At 70.7% G+C, this 18,370-nt stretch carries 17 protein-coding genes and 1 riboswitch; of the genes, 14 read left to right on the top strand and 3 right to left on the bottom strand.

Annotated elements, in window-relative coordinates:
• Positions 1-8: 8 nt before the first annotated feature.
• On the bottom strand, positions 9-1,154 hold the full coding sequence (locus ACFTQE_RS00985; RefSeq protein WP_376923314.1) for an enoyl-CoA hydratase/isomerase family protein: 1,146 nt from the start codon (positions 1,152-1,154) through the stop codon (positions 9-11).
• Positions 1,155-1,259: 105 nt separating this feature from the next.
• On the opposite strand from ACFTQE_RS00985, the gene mnmA reads away from it, so the two are divergent.
• From mnmA to ACFTQE_RS00915, 14 genes are all read left to right on the top strand, one after another.
• Positions 1,260-2,366, top strand: coding sequence for a tRNA 2-thiouridine(34) synthase MnmA (gene mnmA, locus ACFTQE_RS00980; RefSeq protein WP_376923313.1), 1,107 nt, complete (start codon positions 1,260-1,262; stop codon positions 2,364-2,366).
• Positions 2,367-2,432: 66 nt separating this feature from the next.
• Positions 2,433-4,808, top strand: coding sequence for an NAD-dependent DNA ligase LigA (gene ligA / locus ACFTQE_RS00975; RefSeq protein WP_376923312.1), 2,376 nt, complete (start codon positions 2,433-2,435; stop codon positions 4,806-4,808).
• Positions 4,809-4,847: 39 nt separating this feature from the next.
• On the top strand, positions 4,848-6,620 hold the full coding sequence (locus tag ACFTQE_RS00970) for an alkaline phosphatase family protein (protein ID WP_376923311.1): 1,773 nt from the start codon (positions 4,848-4,850) through the stop codon (positions 6,618-6,620).
• 36 nt (positions 6,621-6,656) lie between these two features.
• Entirely contained in the window at positions 6,657-6,959 is a 303-nt protein-coding gene (gene gatC, locus ACFTQE_RS00965; protein ID WP_056009497.1) for an Asp-tRNA(Asn)/Glu-tRNA(Gln) amidotransferase subunit GatC, read from the top strand.
• A complete protein-coding gene (gatA, locus tag ACFTQE_RS00960) occupies positions 6,956-8,491 on the top strand; it encodes an Asp-tRNA(Asn)/Glu-tRNA(Gln) amidotransferase subunit GatA (RefSeq protein ID WP_376923310.1) in 1,536 nt (511 codons plus the stop codon). The genes gatC and gatA overlap by 4 nt, the downstream gene beginning before the upstream one ends.
• Positions 8,491-10,011, top strand: coding sequence for an Asp-tRNA(Asn)/Glu-tRNA(Gln) amidotransferase subunit GatB (gene gatB, locus ACFTQE_RS00955; protein WP_376923309.1), 1,521 nt, complete (start codon positions 8,491-8,493; stop codon positions 10,009-10,011). Before gatA ends, gatB begins: the two co-directional genes overlap by 1 nt.
• 107 nt (positions 10,012-10,118) lie before the next feature.
• The gene (locus tag ACFTQE_RS00950) at positions 10,119-10,754 is read left to right on the top strand and encodes a hypothetical protein (RefSeq protein WP_376923308.1); all 636 of its coding nucleotides are present in this window, start codon (positions 10,119-10,121) and stop codon (positions 10,752-10,754) included.
• Between the two features lie 60 nt (positions 10,755-10,814).
• Entirely contained in the window at positions 10,815-12,080 is a 1,266-nt protein-coding gene (locus tag ACFTQE_RS00945; RefSeq protein WP_376923307.1) for a DNA polymerase IV, read from the top strand.
• Positions 12,081-12,142: 62 nt separating this feature from the next.
• Positions 12,143-12,475: a hypothetical protein gene (locus ACFTQE_RS00940; protein ID WP_376923306.1), complete on the top strand. Its 333-nt coding sequence runs from the start codon at positions 12,143-12,145 to the stop codon at positions 12,473-12,475.
• A gap of 67 nt (positions 12,476-12,542) precedes the next feature.
• Positions 12,543-12,652: riboswitch (TPP riboswitch) on the top strand.
• Between the two features lie 39 nt (positions 12,653-12,691).
• Positions 12,692-13,327 carry an ECF transporter S component gene (locus tag ACFTQE_RS00935; RefSeq protein ID WP_376923305.1) on the top strand — a complete coding sequence of 212 codons (636 nt, stop codon included), beginning with the start codon at positions 12,692-12,694 and terminating at the stop codon, positions 13,325-13,327.
• Position 13,328: 1 nt separating this feature from the next.
• Positions 13,329-14,819 (top strand): ABC transporter ATP-binding protein, encoded by a 1,491-nt coding sequence (locus ACFTQE_RS00930; RefSeq protein ID WP_376923304.1) that lies wholly within the window; start codon positions 13,329-13,331, stop codon positions 14,817-14,819.
• Positions 14,816-15,589 carry an energy-coupling factor transporter transmembrane component T family protein gene (locus tag ACFTQE_RS00925; RefSeq protein WP_376923303.1) on the top strand — a complete coding sequence of 258 codons (774 nt, stop codon included), beginning with the start codon at positions 14,816-14,818 and terminating at the stop codon, positions 15,587-15,589. The genes ACFTQE_RS00930 and ACFTQE_RS00925 overlap by 4 nt, the downstream gene beginning before the upstream one ends.
• Complete coding sequence (locus tag ACFTQE_RS00920) at positions 15,586-16,167, top strand: AAA family ATPase (RefSeq protein WP_376923302.1); 582 nt, start codon at positions 15,586-15,588, stop codon at positions 16,165-16,167. Before ACFTQE_RS00925 ends, ACFTQE_RS00920 begins: the two co-directional genes overlap by 4 nt.
• A gap of 78 nt (positions 16,168-16,245) precedes the next feature.
• A complete protein-coding gene (locus ACFTQE_RS00915; protein WP_375833598.1) occupies positions 16,246-16,500 on the top strand; it encodes a hypothetical protein in 255 nt (84 codons plus the stop codon).
• A 20-nt stretch (positions 16,501-16,520) separates the two neighbouring features.
• Here the strand turns inward: ACFTQE_RS00915 and ACFTQE_RS00910 are convergent, their stop codons facing one another.
• Together ACFTQE_RS00910 and ACFTQE_RS00905 are read right to left on the bottom strand one after the other, a co-directional pair.
• The gene (locus ACFTQE_RS00910; protein WP_376923301.1) at positions 16,521-17,783 is read right to left on the bottom strand and encodes a hypothetical protein; all 1,263 of its coding nucleotides are present in this window, start codon (positions 17,781-17,783) and stop codon (positions 16,521-16,523) included.
• A gap of 24 nt (positions 17,784-17,807) precedes the next feature.
• Positions 17,808-18,155, bottom strand: a complete 348-nt coding sequence (locus tag ACFTQE_RS00905; RefSeq protein WP_376923300.1) for a metallopeptidase family protein — start codon at positions 18,153-18,155, stop codon at positions 17,808-17,810.
• Between the last annotated feature and the right edge of the window lie 215 nt (positions 18,156-18,370).

The raw sequence follows: 18,370 nt of genomic DNA, 5'->3' as shown, positions 1-18,370 counted from the left end.
CCGGTGGGCTAGGACGCGTGCTCCTCCTCGGGGATGCCGAGGCCGCGCGGGAACACGCTGTGGCGGAGCTGGGTCTCCATGGCACCGACGATGTCGGCGACGTCGACGGCCGCGAGGTCCGCCGGACGCCACTCCGGCACGGTGTCCTGGTGCAGCGTCCCGGTGTTCTGCGCCACGAGCGCCTGCACCCCCGTGAAGAGGTCGGGCTGCGTCGTGAACCAGCGGGCGAGGCGGAGTTCGCGCTCGAGCGCATCGCGGAGCTCCTCGCCGTCGCGCGCGGCGCGCACCGACCGCAGGGTCGCGACGAGCGCGGTCGGCGAGAGCCGCAGCAGCGTATCGGCGGCAGCCGCGGCGTTCTCAGCGGCCTCGGCATCGTTCGAATCGGCGGCGGCGAGCCCCTCGACCGTCTCGCCGCTCGAGAACGCCCAGAGCCGTTCGAGGATCTCGTCGACCGTGTTCGCCGAATAGCACGCGTCGATCCAGTCGCGACGCGCGAGCACCGTCGAGGGACCTGCGTCGACCGCGAACCGTCGAACCGTGTCGTCGGGGCTGGACGCGTCGGCGGCGAGGGCCGCCTTCAGTTCGGCGATGCGCTCCGTCGGAACCATCACGTCCGCGAAGCCGAGGGCGATCGCATCGGCGGCGGTCAGGTCGATGGAGTTCAGGGCGAGGTAGGTGCCGAACTCGCCGGGAGTGCGCGCGAGCCGCCAGGTCGCGCCTCCGTCGGGAACGAAGCCGTAGCCGGTCTCGGGCTGCCCGAGCACGACCCGGTCGGTCACGACCCGCGTCGCGACGTGACCGGCGAGCGAGATGCCGCCGCCCATCGTCATGCCGTGCATGATCGAGACGACCGGCTTGGGGTACTCGGCGAGCTTCGCGATCAAGCGGTACTCGTCGCGGAAGAAGACCGAGCCGATCGTCATGCCCTCGGCCGCGCGAGCCAGGATCTCCCGGAAGTCGCCGCCGGCGCAGAAGCCGTATTCGCCGGAGCCGTCCAGCAGCACGACCGCGACGGCGGGATCGGACGACCACGCCTCGAGGGTCTCGGTCATCGAATGCATCATCTCGAGGTCGATGGCGTTGATCGACTCCGGACGATTGAGGGTCAGGTGGCCGAGTTGACCGACGACGTCGGCGTTGACAGGCGAGTGCACCAGCCCAACGGTACTTGGCGCGGGCCGCTCATGTGAATTCGTCGGCGAGGCCGTGCATCGCCGGCCACGGGGCATCCGCTCAGGAGGCCTGCCTACACTGGAGGGGTGAAGGTTCTTGCAGCGATGAGCGGTGGCGTCGACAGCGCCGTCGCTGCCGCGCGCGCCGTCGAGGCGGGGCACGAGGTCGTCGGCGTGCACCTGGCGCTCAGCCGCATGCCCGGAACCCTGCGCACCGGCAGCCGCGGCTGCTGCACCATCGAGGACTCGATGGACGCGCAGCGCGCCGCCAACGTGCTCGGCATCCCGTACTACGTGTGGGACTTCTCCGAGCGCTTCAAGGCCGACGTCGTCGACGACTTCATCGCCGAGTACTCGGCCGGGCGCACCCCGAACCCCTGCATGCGCTGCAACGAGCGCATCAAGTTCGCCGCGCTGCTCGAGAAGGCGCTCGCGCTCGGCTTCGACGCCGTCGCCACGGGCCACTACGCCAAGATCACGACGGATGACGCGGGCAACCGCGAGCTCCATCGCGCGAGCGCCGAGGCGAAGGACCAGAGCTACGTGCTCGGCGTGCTCACCGCCGAGCAGCTCGCGCACGCCTACTTCCCGCTCGGCGACACACCCTCGAAGGCGCTCGTTCGCGCCGAGGCCGCCGAGCGCGGGCTCTCGGTCGCGCAGAAGCCCGACTCCTACGACATCTGCTTCATCCCCGACGGCGACACGAGGGGCTGGCTCGCCGACAAGGTCGGCACCGAGACGGGCGACATCGTCGACCGCACGGGCGCCGTCGTCGGCTCGCACGAGGGCGCGCACGCGTTCACCGTCGGCCAGCGCCGGGGCATGCGCCTCGGCACGCCCGCGGCCGACGGCAAGCCGCGCTTCGTGCTCGAGGTGCGCCCGAAGGAGAACACCGTCGTCGTCGGCCCGAAGGAGGCGCTCGCGATCGGCGTCATCGCCGGGGCGCGCTTCTCGTGGGCCGGGCTCGCGCCCGAGCAGCCCGAGGCCGCGTTCGACTGCGAGGTGCAGATCCGCGCTCACGCCGACCCCGTGCCGGCCGTCGCGCAGCTCGTCGACGGCGAGCTCGTCGTCACGCCGGGGCATCCGCTCGACGGCGTCGCACCGGGCCAGACCGCCGTCATCTACGTCGGAACCCGCGTGCTCGGCCAGTTCACGATCGACCGCACGGTTAGCGCGGTGCCGGTCGACGCGTAGCCCGCGTCTCGCAACGCCCGGTCGACGGCATCGCCAGTGTTGGCGGTCGCTCATAGGATTGGCGATGTGAGCGACATCTCCGGTGACAGCGGCCTCCCGACCGATTTCGACGCGGCGCGAGCGGAGGCGACCGCGCTCGCCGATCGCATCGAGGGCGCGCGGCTCGCATACTACGGCGACGGCGACTCCACGCTCTCCGACGCCGAGTACGACGAGGCCTTCCATCGCCTCGAGGCGCTCGAGCGGGCGTTCCCCGAACTCGCGGGCCAAGACAGCCCGACCCAGCAGGTCGGCGCGGCCATCGTCTCGGCCGGCTTCCCCGAGCACGAGCACGCCGAGCGCATGCTCAGCCTCGACAACGTGTTCTCGATCGACGAGTTCCGCGACTGGGCGACGAAGACCGCGGCTGCGGCCGGTCGGCCGGTGCACTGGCTCTCCGAGCTGAAGATCGACGGCCTCGCCATCAGCCTCGCGTACCGCGACGGCGTGCTCGAGACCGCGACGACCCGAGGCGACGGCCGGGTCGGCGAGGACATCACCGAGAACGTCGACCTGATCCCGGCGATCCCGCATCGACTCGTCGGCGAGGGGTACCCGTCGTTCTTCGAGGTGCGCGGCGAGGTGTTCCTGCGCACGAGCGACTTCGAAGCGCTCAACGAGCGCCAGCACGAGCTGCAGGCCGCGTTCGAGGCCGAGCAGCTCGCCAAGGGGCGCGCGGCCGACGACATCCCGACGAAGTACCCCGAGTTCGCCAACGCCCGCAACACCGCAGCGGGCAGCCTGCGTCAGCGCCGCGAGAAGAAGAACGCGTTCGAGCTCTCGCTCATGCGCGAGCGGCTCGGCCGACTCGAGATGTACCTGCACGGCATCGGCGCCTGGCAGCATCCTGATGTCCGGAACCAGTCCGAGATCTACGCCCTGCTCGCGAGCTGGGGCCTGCCGGTCTCACCGCACTCGCGCGTGTTCGACACGGTCGACGAGGTCGCCGGTTACATCGCCGAGCGCGGCGAGCACCGCCACGACGTCGAGCACGAGATCGACGGCATCGTCGTCAAGGTCGACGAGCTCGCCCTGCACGACGAGCTCGGCGCAACGAGCCGCGCCCCGCGCTGGGCGATCGCGTACAAGTACCCGCCCGAAGAGGTGCACACGAAGCTCCTCGACATCGTCGTCGGCGTCGGCCGCACGGGGCGGGCGACCCCGTACGCGGTCATGCAGCCCGTCAAGGTCGCCGGTTCGACCGTGCGCCAGGCGACGCTGCACAACCAGCAGGTCGTGAAGGCCAAGGGCGTGCGCATCGGCGACACCGTGGTGCTCCGCAAGGCGGGCGACGTCATCCCCGAGATCCTCGGGGCGGTCGAGCAGCTTCGCGACGGCACAGAGGTCGAGTGGCACATGCCAGAGCTCTGCCCCGAGTGCGGCACGCCGCTGCGCGCCATGAAAGAGGGCGACATCGACCTGCGCTGCCCGAACGCGAAGTCGTGCCCCGCGCAGGTGCGCGGCCGCGTCGAGCACATCGGGTCTCGCGGGGGCCTCGACATCGAGGCGCTCGGCGAGGTCACGGCCGCAGCGCTCACCCAGCCGTCGGTGCCCGCCGAGCCGCCCCTCGCGACCGAGGCCCGTCTCTTCGACCTCACGCTCGACGAGCTCGTGCCGATCGAGGTCGTCGTGCGCGACTCCGAGACCGGCGAGCCGAAGGTCGACGAAGAGACCGGTGCGCCGTCGAGGCGCGCGCCGTTCCAGAAGCTCGGGCCGGCGAGCTACCCGCCCGGCACCGAGACGATGACGCCGGCCGAACGCCGAGCGGCAGGGGTCAAGAAGGACTACCGGGTCGTCGGTCCCTCCGAGGCCGCGACGAAGCTCCTCGCCGAACTCGAGAAGGCCAAGACGAAGCCGCTGTGGCGCCTGCTCGTCTCGCTCAACATCCGCCATGTCGGGCCGGTCGCCGCCCGCGCGCTCGCCGACTGGTTCGGCTCGCTCGACGCGATCCGCGCGGCGACCCGCGAACAGCTCGCCGAGGTCGAGGGCGTCGGCGGCATCATCGCCGACTCGCTCATCGAGTGGTTCGGCGTCGACTGGCACCTCGACATCGTCGACCGCTGGACGGCGGCGGGCGTGCAGTTCGCGACTCCGGGGCATCCTGGGCCGGGGGCGGCCGCCGAGGCCGGGGGAGTGCTCGCGGGTCTCACGGTCGTCGCGACCGGCTCGCTCGAGGGCTTCAGCCGTGAGGGGGCGCAGGAGGCGATCATCGCCGCAGGCGGCAAGGCGGCGTCGAGCGTCTCGAAGAAGACCGATTTCGTGGCGGCCGGCCCGGGTGCGGGCTCGAAGCTCGCGAAGGCCGAGGAGCTCGGGATCCGGGTGCTCGACGCAGCGCAGTTCGCGCTGCTCGTGACGGCGGGCCCCGACGCGCTGCCACCGATCGAGGTTGCAGAAGGCGACTGACGGCGACTGAAGGCGACTGCCTGATCATCGAGGGGGAGCATGTCGACACCATCCGACGACGCGACGGCGCCGAACGGCGACGCTTCGAGCGAGTCCCCACGCAGCCCGTCGCGACGTGAGTTCCTCCGTGTCGGCGGTGCGGCCGCGGCCGGAGTCGTCGTCGGAGGCGGCGCGGGCGCGGCCGTCGGCGTGGCCCTCGCCGGAGGATCGCCGAGCGCGACAGCTCCCTCGCCCTCCGCGGCGGCCAGCGGCGGTGATTCGCCGATCGAGCACCTCGTCGTGCTGATGGGAGAGAACCGGTCGTTCGACAACCTGCTCGGCCGGTTGTACTCGACGGCGTCGTTGCCTTCGGGCGCGCGGTTCGAGGGCCTCGAATTCGGCGAGTACGCGAACGTCGCCGCCGATGGCAGTTCGATACCCGCGCACGTCTACTCGGGTGCCACCGACCAGATCATGGAACGACCCGATCCCGACCCGGGCGAAGAGTACCCGCACGTGAACACGCAACTGTTCGCCACCATCGACCCGCCGCACAACGAGGGTCGCGAACCCCCGCACATGACCGCGCCGTACAACGCGCCCCACGATGGTACGAAGCCCGACATGTCGGGCTTCGTACGCGACTACGAGGCGAAGCTCACCGCGCTTCGGCGCGGACACGCGCCCGACCCCGACGACGTGCGCCAGATCATGGGCGGATTCGACTCCAGCATGCTGCCGGTGCTGTCGACGCTGGCACGCGAGTTCGCCGTGTTCGACCACTGGCACTGCGCCGTGCCCTCGCAGACGTTCTGCAATCGATCGTTCTTCCACGCCTCGACCTCGCACGGCTTCGTCACGAACGTGCTGCACGGCGGCTACCGCAAGTGGCTCGACGCCCCTGCAGCGCCGACGGTCTTCAACCGGCTCGAGAAGCAGGGGCTCAGCTGGCGCGTCTACTTCGACCAGCGCCAGCTGATCTCGTTCACCGGGTTCCTGCACGCGCCGGTGCTCGAGAAGTACTGGCGCACCGAGCACTTCGCGACGATGGAGGACTTCGAGCGAGACGCCGCGGAGGGCACACTGCCCGCCTACGCGTTCATCGAGCCGCGGATGGTCTACGACCACAACGACTTCCACCCGCCGTTCGGCAAGTTCCGCGAGAGCGACCTCGACGACGAACCGGTCATCGACAGCGCGGTCTCCGACGTCAGGGCCGGTGACGCACTGGTCAGCAGGGTCTACCAGGCCGTGCGGGGCGGGGCATCGGAGTCGGGCTCCAACGCGCTGAACACCATGCTCCTCATCACCTTCGACGAGCACGGCGGCACCTACGATCACGTGCCCCCGCCGTCGGCGACGCCTCCCGACGATGCCGGCGCCGGCGAGATGGGCTTCACCTTCGACCGCCTCGGCGTTCGCGTTCCGGCCATCGCGATCTCGGCGTACACCCGGTCCGGAACCGTCATCAACGACGAATTCCACCACGCCGCCGTCATCGCGACGCTGTCGAAGAAGTACGGCTTCGACGAATTGACCGATCGCGACACCGGTGCCAGAGACCTGACGGCGGCCCTCAACCTCGCGGTGCCGCGGCATCCGTCGACGTGGCCGTCGCCGACGCCGCAGTACGTGCCGCCGAACGACGAGGAACGCCCGCCGAACGAGGCCGATCGCTCCTCGGCACGGCCGTTGAGCCCGCCGGCCCAGGGGCTGCTCGGCCTGCTGATCGCGAAGTACGGAACGTCGGGGGAGCCGCAGCCCGAGACCTACGCCGACGCGTACGAGCTGCTGCAGAAGTACGGCGACGGGCTGTTCGGCGCGCCCCGATAGAATCGATGCATCCCCATCCCGAGACGACGGAGCAGCATGTCCGAAATCACTGCGGAGCAGGTCGCGCATCTCGCGAACCTCGCCCGCATCGCGCTCACCGATGAAGAGATCGAGCACCTCACCACGGAGCTCGGCCAGATCATGCACGCGGTCGAGCAGGTGAGCGAGGTCGCCACGCCCGACGTGCCGCCGACGAGCCACCCGATCCCGATGCAGAACGTGTTCCGCGACGACGTCGTGGGCACCACGGTGCTCACCGCAGACGAGGCGCTCGCGGGCGCCCCCGAGTCCGACGACTCGCGATTCAAGGTCTCGGCGATCCTGGGAGAAGAGCAGTGAGCGACGAACTGATCCGCCTGTCCGCAGCCGCACTCGGCGAGAAGCTCGCCGCCGGCGAGGTCTCCTCGGTCGAGGCGACCCGTGCCCACCTCGACCGCATCGCGTCCGTCGACGGTGCCGTGCACGCGTTCCTCCACGTCGAGGGCGAACGCGCCATCGAGACGGCCGCCGAGATCGACCGCCAGCGCGCAGCAGGCGCGCCCCTCGGCCCGCTCGCGGGTGTGCCGATCGCGATCAAAGACGTGCTCGTCACGAAGGGCATGCCCTCGACCTCCGGCTCGCGCATCCTCGAGGGCTGGATCCCTCCGTATGACGCGACGCCGGTCACGAAGGTGCGCGAAGCCGGCATGATCCCGCTCGGCAAGACGAACATGGACGAGTTCGCCATGGGTTCGTCGACCGAGCACTCCGCGTACGGTCCGACCCACAACCCGTGGGACCTCGACCGCATCCCCGGCGGCTCCGGCGGCGGCTCCGCGGCATCCGTGGCCGCGTTCGAAGCCCCGCTCGCGCTCGGCTCCGACACCGGCGGCTCGATCCGCCAGCCGGCGCACGTCACCGGCACGGTCGGCGTCAAGCCGACCTACGGCGCCGTCAGCCGCTACGGCTCGATCGCCCTGGCCTCCTCGCTCGACCAGATCGGCCCCGTCACGCGAAACGTGCTCGATGCCGCACTGCTCCACGACGTGATCGCCGGGCACGACCCGCTCGACTCCACGTCGATCCCCGAGGCGTGGCCGTCGATGGCCGAGGCAGTGCGCCGAGCGGATGTCTCGGGCCTCCGCATCGGCGTCATCAAGGAACTCGACGGCGAGGGCTTCCAGGCCGGCGTGCGCCAGCGCTTCCACGAGTCGCTCGAACTGCTCGAGAAGCAGGGCGCCGAGATCGTCGAGATCTCCGCTCCCCACTTCCAGTACGCGATCGCGGCGTACTACCTCATCCTCCCGGCCGAGGCGTCGTCGAACCTCGCGAAGTTCGACTCCGTGCGCTTCGGCCTCCGGGTCACGCCCGAGGGCGGCGGCACGGTCGAGCAGGTCATGTCGGCGACGCGCGAGGCGGGCTTCGGCCCCGAGGTGAAGCGACGCATCATCCTCGGCACCTACGCGCTCTCGGCGGGCTACTACGACGCGTACTACGGCTCCGCGCAGAAGGTGCGCACGCTCGTGCAGCGCGACTTCGACGCGGCGTTCGCGAACGTCGACGTGCTCGCCTCGCCGACTGCGCCGACGACCGCGTTCAAGTTCGGCGAGAAGCTCGCCGACCCCGTGTCGATGTACCTCAACGACATCGCGACGATTCCCGCGAACCTCGCGGGCGTGCCCGGCATCTCGCTGCCCTCGGGGCTCGCTCCCGAAGACGGACTGCCCGTCGGCATCCAGTTCCTGGCACCGGCCCGTGAAGACGCACGTCTCTACAACGTCGGCGCGGCCCTCGAGCAGCTGCTCGAAGAGCGCTGGGGCGGCCCGCTGCTCGCCCAGGCACCCGATCTCTCCATTCACGAGCTCACCGCGACCGAGGAAGGCGCACTCTGATGGCCCGCGCTGAACTGATGGACTTCGACAAGGCCCTCGAGCTCTTCGAGCCGGTCATCGGCCTCGAGGTGCACGTCGAGCTGAACACCACGACGAAGATGTTCTCGTCGGCCCCGAACCCCGCGAACTCGCAGTTCCACGGCGCCGAGCCGAACACGCTCATCACGCCCGTGTGCCTCGGCCTGCCGGGTTCGCTGCCCGTCGTCAACGGCGAGGCCGTGAAGTACTCGATCAGCCTCGGCCTCGCGCTCGGCTGCGAGATCGCGCCGTCGAGCCGGTTCGCGCGCAAGAACTACTTCTACCCCGACCTCGCGAAGAACTACCAGATCTCGCAGTACGACGAACCGATCGCGTTCGACGGCGAGGTCGAGGTCGAGCTCGAGAACGGCCGGGTCTTCACGGTGCCGATCGAGCGCGCGCACATGGAGGAGGACGCCGGCAAGCTCACGCACGTGGGCGGTTCGACGGGCCGCATCCAGGGTGCCGAGTACTCGCTCGTCGACTACAACCGCGCCGGCGTTCCGCTCGTCGAGATCGTCACCCGTCCGATCTTCGGCGGCGAGGCCGACACCCCCGCTCTCGCGAAGGCGTACGTCGCCACGATCCGCGACATCGTGCTCTCGCTCGGCATCTCCGAGGCGCGCATGGAGCGCGGGAACCTCCGGTGCGACGCGAACGTGTCGCTGCGCCCCCGCGGCCAGGAGAAGCTCGGCACGCGCACCGAGACGAAGAACGTCAACTCGATGCGCTCGGTCGAGCGCGCCGTGCGCTACGAGATCCAGCGTCAGGCGGCGATCCTCGCCGGCGGCGGCACGATCATCCAGGAGACGCGTCACTGGCACGAGGACACCGGCGCGACGAGCGCCGGGCGCCCGAAGTCCGACGCCGACGACTACCGCTACTTCCCCGAGCCCGATCTGCTGCCGGTCGTGCCCTCGAAGGAGCTCGTCGACGAGCTGCGCGCTGCGCTTCCCGAGCCGCCGGCCGCGCGTCGTCGCCGCCTCAAGTCCGAGTGGGGCTTCACCGACCTCGAGTTCCAGGATGTCGCGAACTCCGGCCTCCTCATCGAGCTCGAGGCGACGGTGAAGGCCGGCGCGACGCCCGCCGCTGCCCGCAAGTGGTGGACCGGTGAGATCGCCCGCCTCGCGAACGCCGCAGACGTCGACGCCTCGGGCCTCGTCGCTCCCGAGCACGTCGCCGAGCTCTCGCAGCTCGTCGACTCCGGCACGCTCACCGACCGCCTGGCGCGCCAGGTGCTCGAGGGCGTCATCGCCGGTGAGGGTTCGCCGCAGCAGGTGGTCGATGCCCGTGGCCTCGCGGTCGTCTCCGACGACGGCGCACTGATCGCCGCGATCGACGAGGCGCTGGCCTCGCAGCCCGACGTGCTCGCGAAGATCCGCGACGGCAAGGTGCAGGCCGCGGGCGCGGTCATCGGCGCGGTCATGAAGGCGATGCAGGGCAAGGCCGATGCCGCGCGTGTGCGCGAGCTCGTGCTCGAGCGCGCCGCGCAGACCGCGTAACGCACGCAAGCGCAAGAGAGCCGAGCGGAGGGATCCGCTCGGCTCTCAGCATGTTCGATGCTCGCGGCCGTACAGTGGTCGTCCCCTGAACGATTGACGAGGACAACATGGGATTCCTTGACCGTCTCTTCGGAGCAGTTCCCGCCGAACCGCAGCGCCCTCAGGCCCAGCCCGCCCGCAGGCTGAGTGACGACGAGCTCGCGGTCGAGCGCTACCGCTACCTGCTGCGCACGGCCCCGCCCGAGTCGGTCGAGGCGGTGCACGCCGAAGCGTTCGCGAAGCTCACGCCGCAGCAGCGCCAGGCCCTCTTCGCCTCGCTCAGCGCCGACGCGCCGGCCGGTGAACGACTCGTCTCCGACGAGCCGAGCGCCTTGGCCCGCGCAGCGACCCGCGCCGAGCTCCGCGCACCCGGCAGCGTCGAGCGCGCCTTCACGCGAGCGGATGCCTCGGGCGGACGCCCGCAGCAGGGCGGTCCGTCGTTCGGCGGCATGTTCGCCGGCTCGCTGCTCGGCTCCGTCGCCGGCGTGGTGGTCGGTTCGGCGATCGCGCAGGCGTTCCTGTCCGACCCGTCGGCGTTCGAGGCGGGTGCCGACGGCGGTGCCGGCGAGGCCGGTGCCGATGGCGGCGACGCTGCGGCGTCCGACGGCTACGACGCATCCGGTGCCGACTCGGGCGGCGACTTCGGTGGCTTCGGCGACTTCGGCGGTGGCGATTTCGGTGGGGGCGGCGACTTCGGCTTCTGACCGCTTCGGGCGGTGGCCAGCGGAGTCTGCGATGACGGCGGCAGCGGATAGGGTCGCATCATGAGCAAGCAGGACGGCTCGTCGCGCCAAGTGACCACCGGTCCGGTCGACGACTCGGCGACGCCGATCCTGCACGTCGACATGGACGCGTTCTTCGTCTCCGTCGAGCTGCTGAAGCGACCCGAGCTGCGCGGCAAGCCCGTGCTGGTCGGCGGCACGGCGGGCCGCGGTGTCGTGTCGGCCGCGAGCTACGAGGCTCGCAAGTACGGCGTGAACTCTGCCATGCCCATGTCGCTGGCCCTCCAGCGCTGCCCGAACGCGGTCGTGCTGAGCGGCGACTATGCGAGCTACACCGAGTACTCGCGCCGGGTCATGACGATCTTCGAAGAGGTCACGCCGCTCGTCGAGAAGCTCTCGATCGACGAGGCCTTCCTCGACGTGTCCGGCGCACGACGGCTTCACGGCAGCCCCGCCGAGATCGCGTGGGGCCTGCGTCGACGCGTGCACCACGAGACCGGTCTCACCTGCTCGGTCGGCGTCGCGGCGACGAAGTTCGTCGCGAAGGTCGCCTCGAGCCGGGCGAAACCCGATGGCATGCTCGTCGTCCCGGCCGATCGCACGCTCGAGTTCCTGCACCCGTTGCCCGTCTCAGCGCTCTGGGGGGTCGGCAAGGTCACCGAGGAGTCGCTCACCCGCCTCGGGCTCCGTACCGTGGGCGACGTCGCCGCCATGCCGGCAGACGCGCTCGCACGGGCGCTGGGGCCGGCGCTCGCTGCGAAACTCGGCCACCTGTCGATGGGGGTCGACGCCCGCGACGTCGTCACCGGGCGAGAGGAGAAGAGCATCGGGCACGAGGTCACGTTCGGGTACGACCTCACCGACCTCGAACAGCTGCGACGCGAGCTGCTGCGTCTCTCCGACGACGTCGCGGTACGGCTCCGTCGGGCCGGCGTGGTCGGGCGCACGGTCGTGCTGAAGCTGCGCTACGGCGACTTCCGCACCGTCACCCGGTCGCGCACGCTGGGGGAGCCGACCGACGTCGCGAGGCGCATCTACGACGAGGCATCCGCTGCGCTCGGCGAGCTCGCAGTCGACGGGGCCCGCATCCGTCTCATCGGCGTGCGCGCCGAGCAACTCCGGCCCTCGGGCAGCGGTGCGATGCTGTGGGACCCCGACGAGGAGTGGCGCGAGGCCGAACGCACGATCGACGAGGTGACGGCGCGGTTCGGCCGCGGTGCGGTGCGGCCCGCCTCGCTCGTGAAGCGAGCAGCCGACCGGGTCGAGTCGTCGCGTCGCACAGAACCCGGTGCCGGCGACATTCGCTGAATCGGTGCCGGCGAATCTCGCAAGGGGTGGTTCGAGAGCAGGCGCGCCGGTAGCGTTGACTCATGGCTGAACTCGTTCTGGACCTCGCTGAGACCGTCGCCGGCGTCGGTGTGAAGACCTCCTACGGCGACCCCGTCGACATCGACGGCACTACGCTCGTGCCCGTGGCGCTCGGGTACTACGGCTTCGGTGCCGGCAGCGGCTCCGATGGTTCGGGCGACGAAGCGGGCGGCGGTGGCGGTGGCGGACTCTCCATTCCGCTCGGCGCATACGTCGGCCGCTCGGGTGACGTGCGCTTCGAACCGAACCTCATCGGGCTGCTGCTGGTCGCCACTCCGCTCGTCTGGGTCACGGGCAAGGCGCTCAAAATGGTGATCCGCGCACTCAAGCGCTGACCTCGCCGTCGGCTGCGGCGCAGGCCGTTGCCGTCGACGACGCTGCCCGCGCCATCGGCGTATACTCGTGCTCGAACACGGGAGTCCGGTGAGCCGGGCTGAGAGGAAGGTTCTCAACCTTCGACCGTCGAACCTGATCTGGGTCATGCCAGCGCAGGGAGGCCAATCACATCTCAATTTCCCGTGCCTCTTTCCACGAATCGAAAGGGCACGACAGTGCACACTGCAGCATCAGAAACCAGCAGCCCCTCCACGCCCCGCAAGTCGCGCGACCTGCGCTGGCGGGTCGTCGACATCGTCGTCGCCAGCGTCATCGGCGTCGCGACCGGGCTCCTCTTCCTCTTCTGGAACAACGTCGGCTACGCGTGGTTCAGCGCGGCCGACGCGCTCACGCCGGGTCTCGGCGGCATCGCCGTCGGCATCTGGCTCATCGGCGGCGTGCTCGGCGGGCTCATCATCCGCAAGCCGGGTGCAGCGCTCTTCGTCGAACTGCTCGCCGCGATCGTCTCCGCCCTCGTCGGCAACCAGTGGGGCATCGAGACGATCTACTCCGGCGTGATGCAGGGTCTCGGCGCCGAACTGGTGTTCGCGATCTTCGCCTACCGCCGCTTCGGCCTGGTGCCCGCGATGCTCGCGGGTGCCGCTGCCGGCGCCGCAGCGTGGACGCTCGAGCTCTTCACCTCGGGTAACCTCGCGAAGTCACCGGAGTTCCTCGGGCTCTACTTCACGACCGTCGTCATCTCGGGCGCGGTGCTCGCCGGGCTGCTCGGCTGGCTCATCGTGCGCGGTCTCGCAGCGACGGGAGCACTGAGCCGATTCGCCGCCGGTCAAGACGTGGCGCAGCGGGTCTGACGTGGGGCGCGATTCCGGTGCCACCCGGCCCGCGCGCGTGGAGGCGCGCGGGTGGGGGTGGCGGCACGCCGGGCGCAAGCGAGCCGCACTCGACGGCATCGACCTCGTCATCACCCCGGGGGAGCGGCTACTGCTGCTCGGCCCGTCGGGGTCGGGCAAGTCGACCCTCCTGCACGCACTCGCCGGCGTTCACGGCGGGGCCGAAGAGGGCGACGAGACCGGCTCGCTGCTCATCGACGGCGAGTGGCCCGGTTCGGTGCGCGGGCGAGCGAGTCTCGTGCTGCAAGATCCAGACTCGCAGGTGATCCTCGCGCGGGTCGGCGACGATGTGGCCTTCGGGTGCGAGAACCTCGGCGTTCCGCGTGACGAGATCTGGCCGCGCGTGCGGCGGGCGCTCGACGAGGTCGGTCTCGACCTGCCGCTCGATCACCCCACGAACGCGCTCTCCGGCGGCCAGAAGCAGCGCCTCGCGCTGGCGGGCGCCCTCGCGATGGGACCGGGGCTCCTGCTGCTCGACGAGCCGACGGCGAACCTCGATCCCGTCGGGGTCGACGAGGTGCGGCAGGCGGTCGCTCGCACGCTCGATCGCACCGGCGCGACCTTCGTGGTCGTCGAGCACCGGGTCGACGTCTGGGTCGACCTCGTCACCCGCGTGGTCGTGCTCGGCCGCGACGGCCGACTGATCGCCGACGGCGAGCCGCAGCACGTCCTCTCCACGCAGCGCGACGCGTTGCTCGCCGCCGGCGTCTGGGTGCCGGGGGTGCCGCCGGCGGTGTCGGCAGCGCGGCCCTCGCCCGCGGCATCCGTCGTCGATCTCGAGGGCATCGATCTCGCGATCGGTCGCCGAAGCGACGCCGTCGTGCGCAGCGGACTCTCGCTCGCAGTGCCGCGCGCCGCCTCGACCGTGCTCACCGGGCCGAACGGTGCGGGCAAGTCGACGCTGGCCCTCACCATGGGCGGGCTGCTCGCACCCCTCGGCGGTCGTGTGCGCGCCTCGCACGAGCTCGCCGCCGGACTCAAGACGGATCCGATCCGGTGGCGGTCGCGCGAGCTGCTCACTCGCATCGGCACCGTCTTCCAGGAGCCCGAGCACCAGTTCGTCGCCTCGACCGTGCAGCGCGAACTCGAGGTCGCGCCGCGCGCGCTCGGCCTCGACGCCGCGACGACGGCTCGGCGCACCCGCGAGGTGCTCGAACGCCTCGGTCTCGACCGGCTCGCTGCGGCGAACCCGTTCACCCTGTCCGGCGGTGAGCAGCGTCGCCTGACGGTCGGGTGCGCGCTCGTCGCGCAGCCGGGCGTCGTCATCCTCGACGAGCCGACGTTCGGACAGGACCGACTCACCTGGATCGAACTCGTGACCCTGCTTCGCGGCCTCGTCGACGACGGCACGACGCTGCTCTCGGTCAGTCACGATGCCGCCTACCTCGACGCGCTCGGCGACCAGCACCTCGACCTCGGCAGCGACGTGTTGCGCCTGGGGGCGGCAGCATGAGCCCGACCCCGCGACTGCATCTCGTCGACCAGGTGAACCCGGTGAGCCGGCTCGCCGCCGCGATGCTGCTCACGACGCCGCTGCTGCTCACCGTCGACTGGGTGAGCGCCGCCGTCGCGCTCGGGTTGCAGCTCGTGCTCTTCGCGATGGCGGGGGTGACCCCGAAGCTGCTCGTCTCGCGGGCTTGGCCGATCCTCATCGCGGCGCCGATCGCCGGCCTCAGCATGTTGCTCTACGGGCGCCCAGAAGGCACCGAGTACTGGTCGTTCTGGCTCGCCCGCATCACCGACGGATCGATCGAGCTCGCCGTCGCCGTCACGGTGCGCGTGCTCGCGATCGGGCTTCCCGCGGTGCTGCTCTTCATGAACGTCGATCCGACCGAGCTCGCCGACGGGCTCGCGCAGATCGCCAAACTGCCGAGCCGATTCGTACTCGGCGCGCTGGCGGGTGCACGACTCGTCGGCCTCTTCATGGAGGACTGGCGGGCGATGGCCCTGTCACGCCGTGCGCGCGGCATCGGCGACCACGGCGTGATCCGCCGGTTCGCGACCATGGCGTTCGCACTGCTCGTGCTCGCCATTCGACGCGGCAGCAAGCTCGCGACCGCGATGGAGGCTCGCGGGTTCGGCTCCGACCACTCGCGCACCTGGGCACGCGAGTCCCGAGTCGGGTGGCCGGATGCCGCTCTGCTCTGCATCGCCGTCGGCATCGCGGTGCTCGCGATCGGATGTGCCGTCTGGGCGGGCACGTACCACGCGGTGTGGGCGTGAGCGCGAGCGACCCGGGCGGTGCGACCGTGAGCGCGCCCGCGGCATCCGCCGTGCGGCTCGTGCTCGATCGCTGCCGTGCCGCGGGCGCGCCGGTCGTGGCGATCGACGGGCCGAGCGGCTCGGGCAAGAGCACGCTCGCCGACGCGCTCGTGCGCGCGTGGCCGGGCCCTGCCCCCGAGCTCGTGCGTCTCGACGACGTCTATCCGGGGTGGAACGGACTCGAGCCCGCCGGCGCTGCGCTCGCGCACGAGCTCGTCGCCCGCCATGCGCGCGGCGCAGTCGGGCAGTGGCGCCGATGGGACTGGGCAGGCGACCGAGTCGCATCGATCGAACGGAGCACGCCGGGCCGCGTGCTCATCGTCGAAGGCTGCGGTGCTTTCGCCGCGGCCGCTCCCATCGAGGCCGTCACGGTCTGGGTCGAGGCGTCGCCGCGCGTGCGCAAGCGCCGGGCGCTCGAGCGCGACGCCGGGGCGTTCGACCCGTACTGGGACCTGTGGGAGCGCCAGTGGCGACGCTACGTCGCACGAACCCAACCGGCACGCCGCGCCGACGTGCGCGTGCGCGTCGCCGACGCCTGAGTTGTCGTGATCGGCGACACGACGCGGGGCCGCGCGTGCGACCTGCCGCTGCAGCACCCCGAGGGCTACGGTAGTGATATGAGCACAGACACAGGCGCCCAGTACGTCGCGGAGTTCCTCGACGGCCCGCTCGAGGGGGAGTTCGAGCACCGGATCCTCGTGGGCGGCAAGACCGAGCAGCGCGTCGGCATGGTCGCCGCCGTCGATGGTCTCGAGTCCTTGTTCTGGTACGACGCGGTCGACGAGCGCGAGGTCAACGGGCAGGTGCGGGTGCAGTTCCGGTTCGACGCCGACGATTCCGATCCGGTCGAATCCGACGACGAGAACGACTGAGCGCAGGCTCTCCCGGTCGATCAGCCCTGCTGATCGGCGACGAACGCGCCGATGAGCGCGGCGGGGTGCATGAGACGCCAGATCGGGCCGGGGTCACTGATCGCGCCCGTCAGCTCGAGTGGTGAGGCGACCTCGCCGGCCGCAGTCGTGAAGCTGACGCGCCCGACGTCGCTGCCGGAGGCCGCGGTCGTGAAGGGCTCGACGGTGACGGATGCCTCCGCGCCGGCGCCGCCCCACGACGCATCCGTTCTGCTGACCGAGGCGATCAGCTCGGCCCGGTCGCCCCACGCGGCCTCGACGCTCGCGTAGGGCGTGCCGGCCGTGATGACCTCGACCGGCACCGCCGATGCGGCAGCCGAGGTGACGGCCGTGCTCACGCCGGCGTCGAGGGTCTCGTAGTCGGGCATGAGGGTTGTGGCGCCGACGAGGCGGTGCGGTGGTTCGCCTTGGAGTCCGGGCACCGTGGTGGTGTAGACGAAGCTCACGCCCGCCTGATCGGTGTAACTCCGTGCGAGTGCCCGAACACCCGCATCGCCCGGGCGGGCGACGACATCTGGGATGGTCCGTTCGCCGGCCACCGAGGGCGCGTCGCCGACGCCGAACAGCTCCGCGAGGCGCGGGTCGGCGAGCACGAGGGCGGCGAGGCGGGTGAGCTCTTCCGCCGTTCCGACGTTGTCGCCCGAGAGTCCCGTGGCGTCGGCGACGTGCGTCGCGGTGAAGCCGTTCTCGGCGAGCCAGGCGTTGGCGGCCTCGACGTACGGGTCGACGCCGCCGAACGCCCACCGAGCGAGCGTGTCGGCGTGGTTGTTGCTCGAGGCGAGCAGTACAGCCCGAACGACGTCGCGCTCGGTCCACTTCTGGCCGGGGAGCACGTCGAGCGTGCGGGTGTCTTCAGCGACGTAGCGGAGGTAGTCGGTGTAGTCGGCCGCGCTGATCGTGATCTCGGGGCCGCCGCCGTCGGGCGGTAGCGGCAGGGAGTCGAGCGTCGCGAGCACCGTGACGAGCTTCACCGCCCCACCGATCGGCACGGCCTCGGTGTCGCCGGCGACGCCGAGCGTCGTCGCGGTGCCGTCGTCGCCGAGCACGGCCATCGCGCTGGCTCCCTCGGTCGGGAGGGTCACGGCCGAGGCGCTCTCGTCGGGTGCCGAACCGACGTCGGCGGCGACGGTCACGTTCACCGTCGGAAGCGGGCCGAGAAGCATCGCCGGGCCGTAGACGCCGATGCCGAGGATCGCGATCGCGCCGACGGCGATGCCGACGATGCGGCCGGGGGTGAGGCTCATGGATTCAGCGTAACCCGGCGCGGATCAAGCCCAGCCCAGCTCGTGGAGCCGGTCGTCGTCGATGCCGTAGAAGTGCGCGATCTCGTGCACGAGCGTGACGTGGATCTCCTCGCGAAGCTCCTCCTCGTCGGCGCAGATCGCCAGCAGCGGTTCGCGGAAGAGGATGATGCGGTCGGGCATCTCGCCGAATCCGTAGCGATCGCGTTCGGTGAGGGCCCAACCGTCGTAGAGACCGAGCAGGTCGAGTGATCCGTCTTCGGGCCGGTCTTCGACGACGAACACGACGTTGTCGAGGCCGTCGACCATGTCGTCGGACAACTGGTCGAGTTCATCGACGACGATCGCCTCGAAGGCTTCGGCATCGAGTTCCACGAGCGGCTCCGATCGAAATGCGACGGGCGGTGAAACGGCTCTCGCCGAGAAAGACTTGGGGTGAGTAACGGGGCTTGAACCCGCGACCCTGTCCTTGGTCCGTACCACTACCAAGGACGATTGGGGTGAGTAACGGGGCTTGAACCCGCGACCCTGTCTTTGGTCCGTACCACTACCAAGGACGATTGGGGTGAGTAACGGGGCTTGAACCCGCG

The organism is Agromyces sp. NPDC056965 (genome assembly GCF_042673425.1).
Lineage (GTDB): Bacteria > Actinomycetota > Actinomycetes > Actinomycetales > Microbacteriaceae > Agromyces.
The sequence above is the reverse complement of the archived record's forward strand: the minus strand, read 5'-3'. Positions and strand labels throughout refer to the sequence as shown.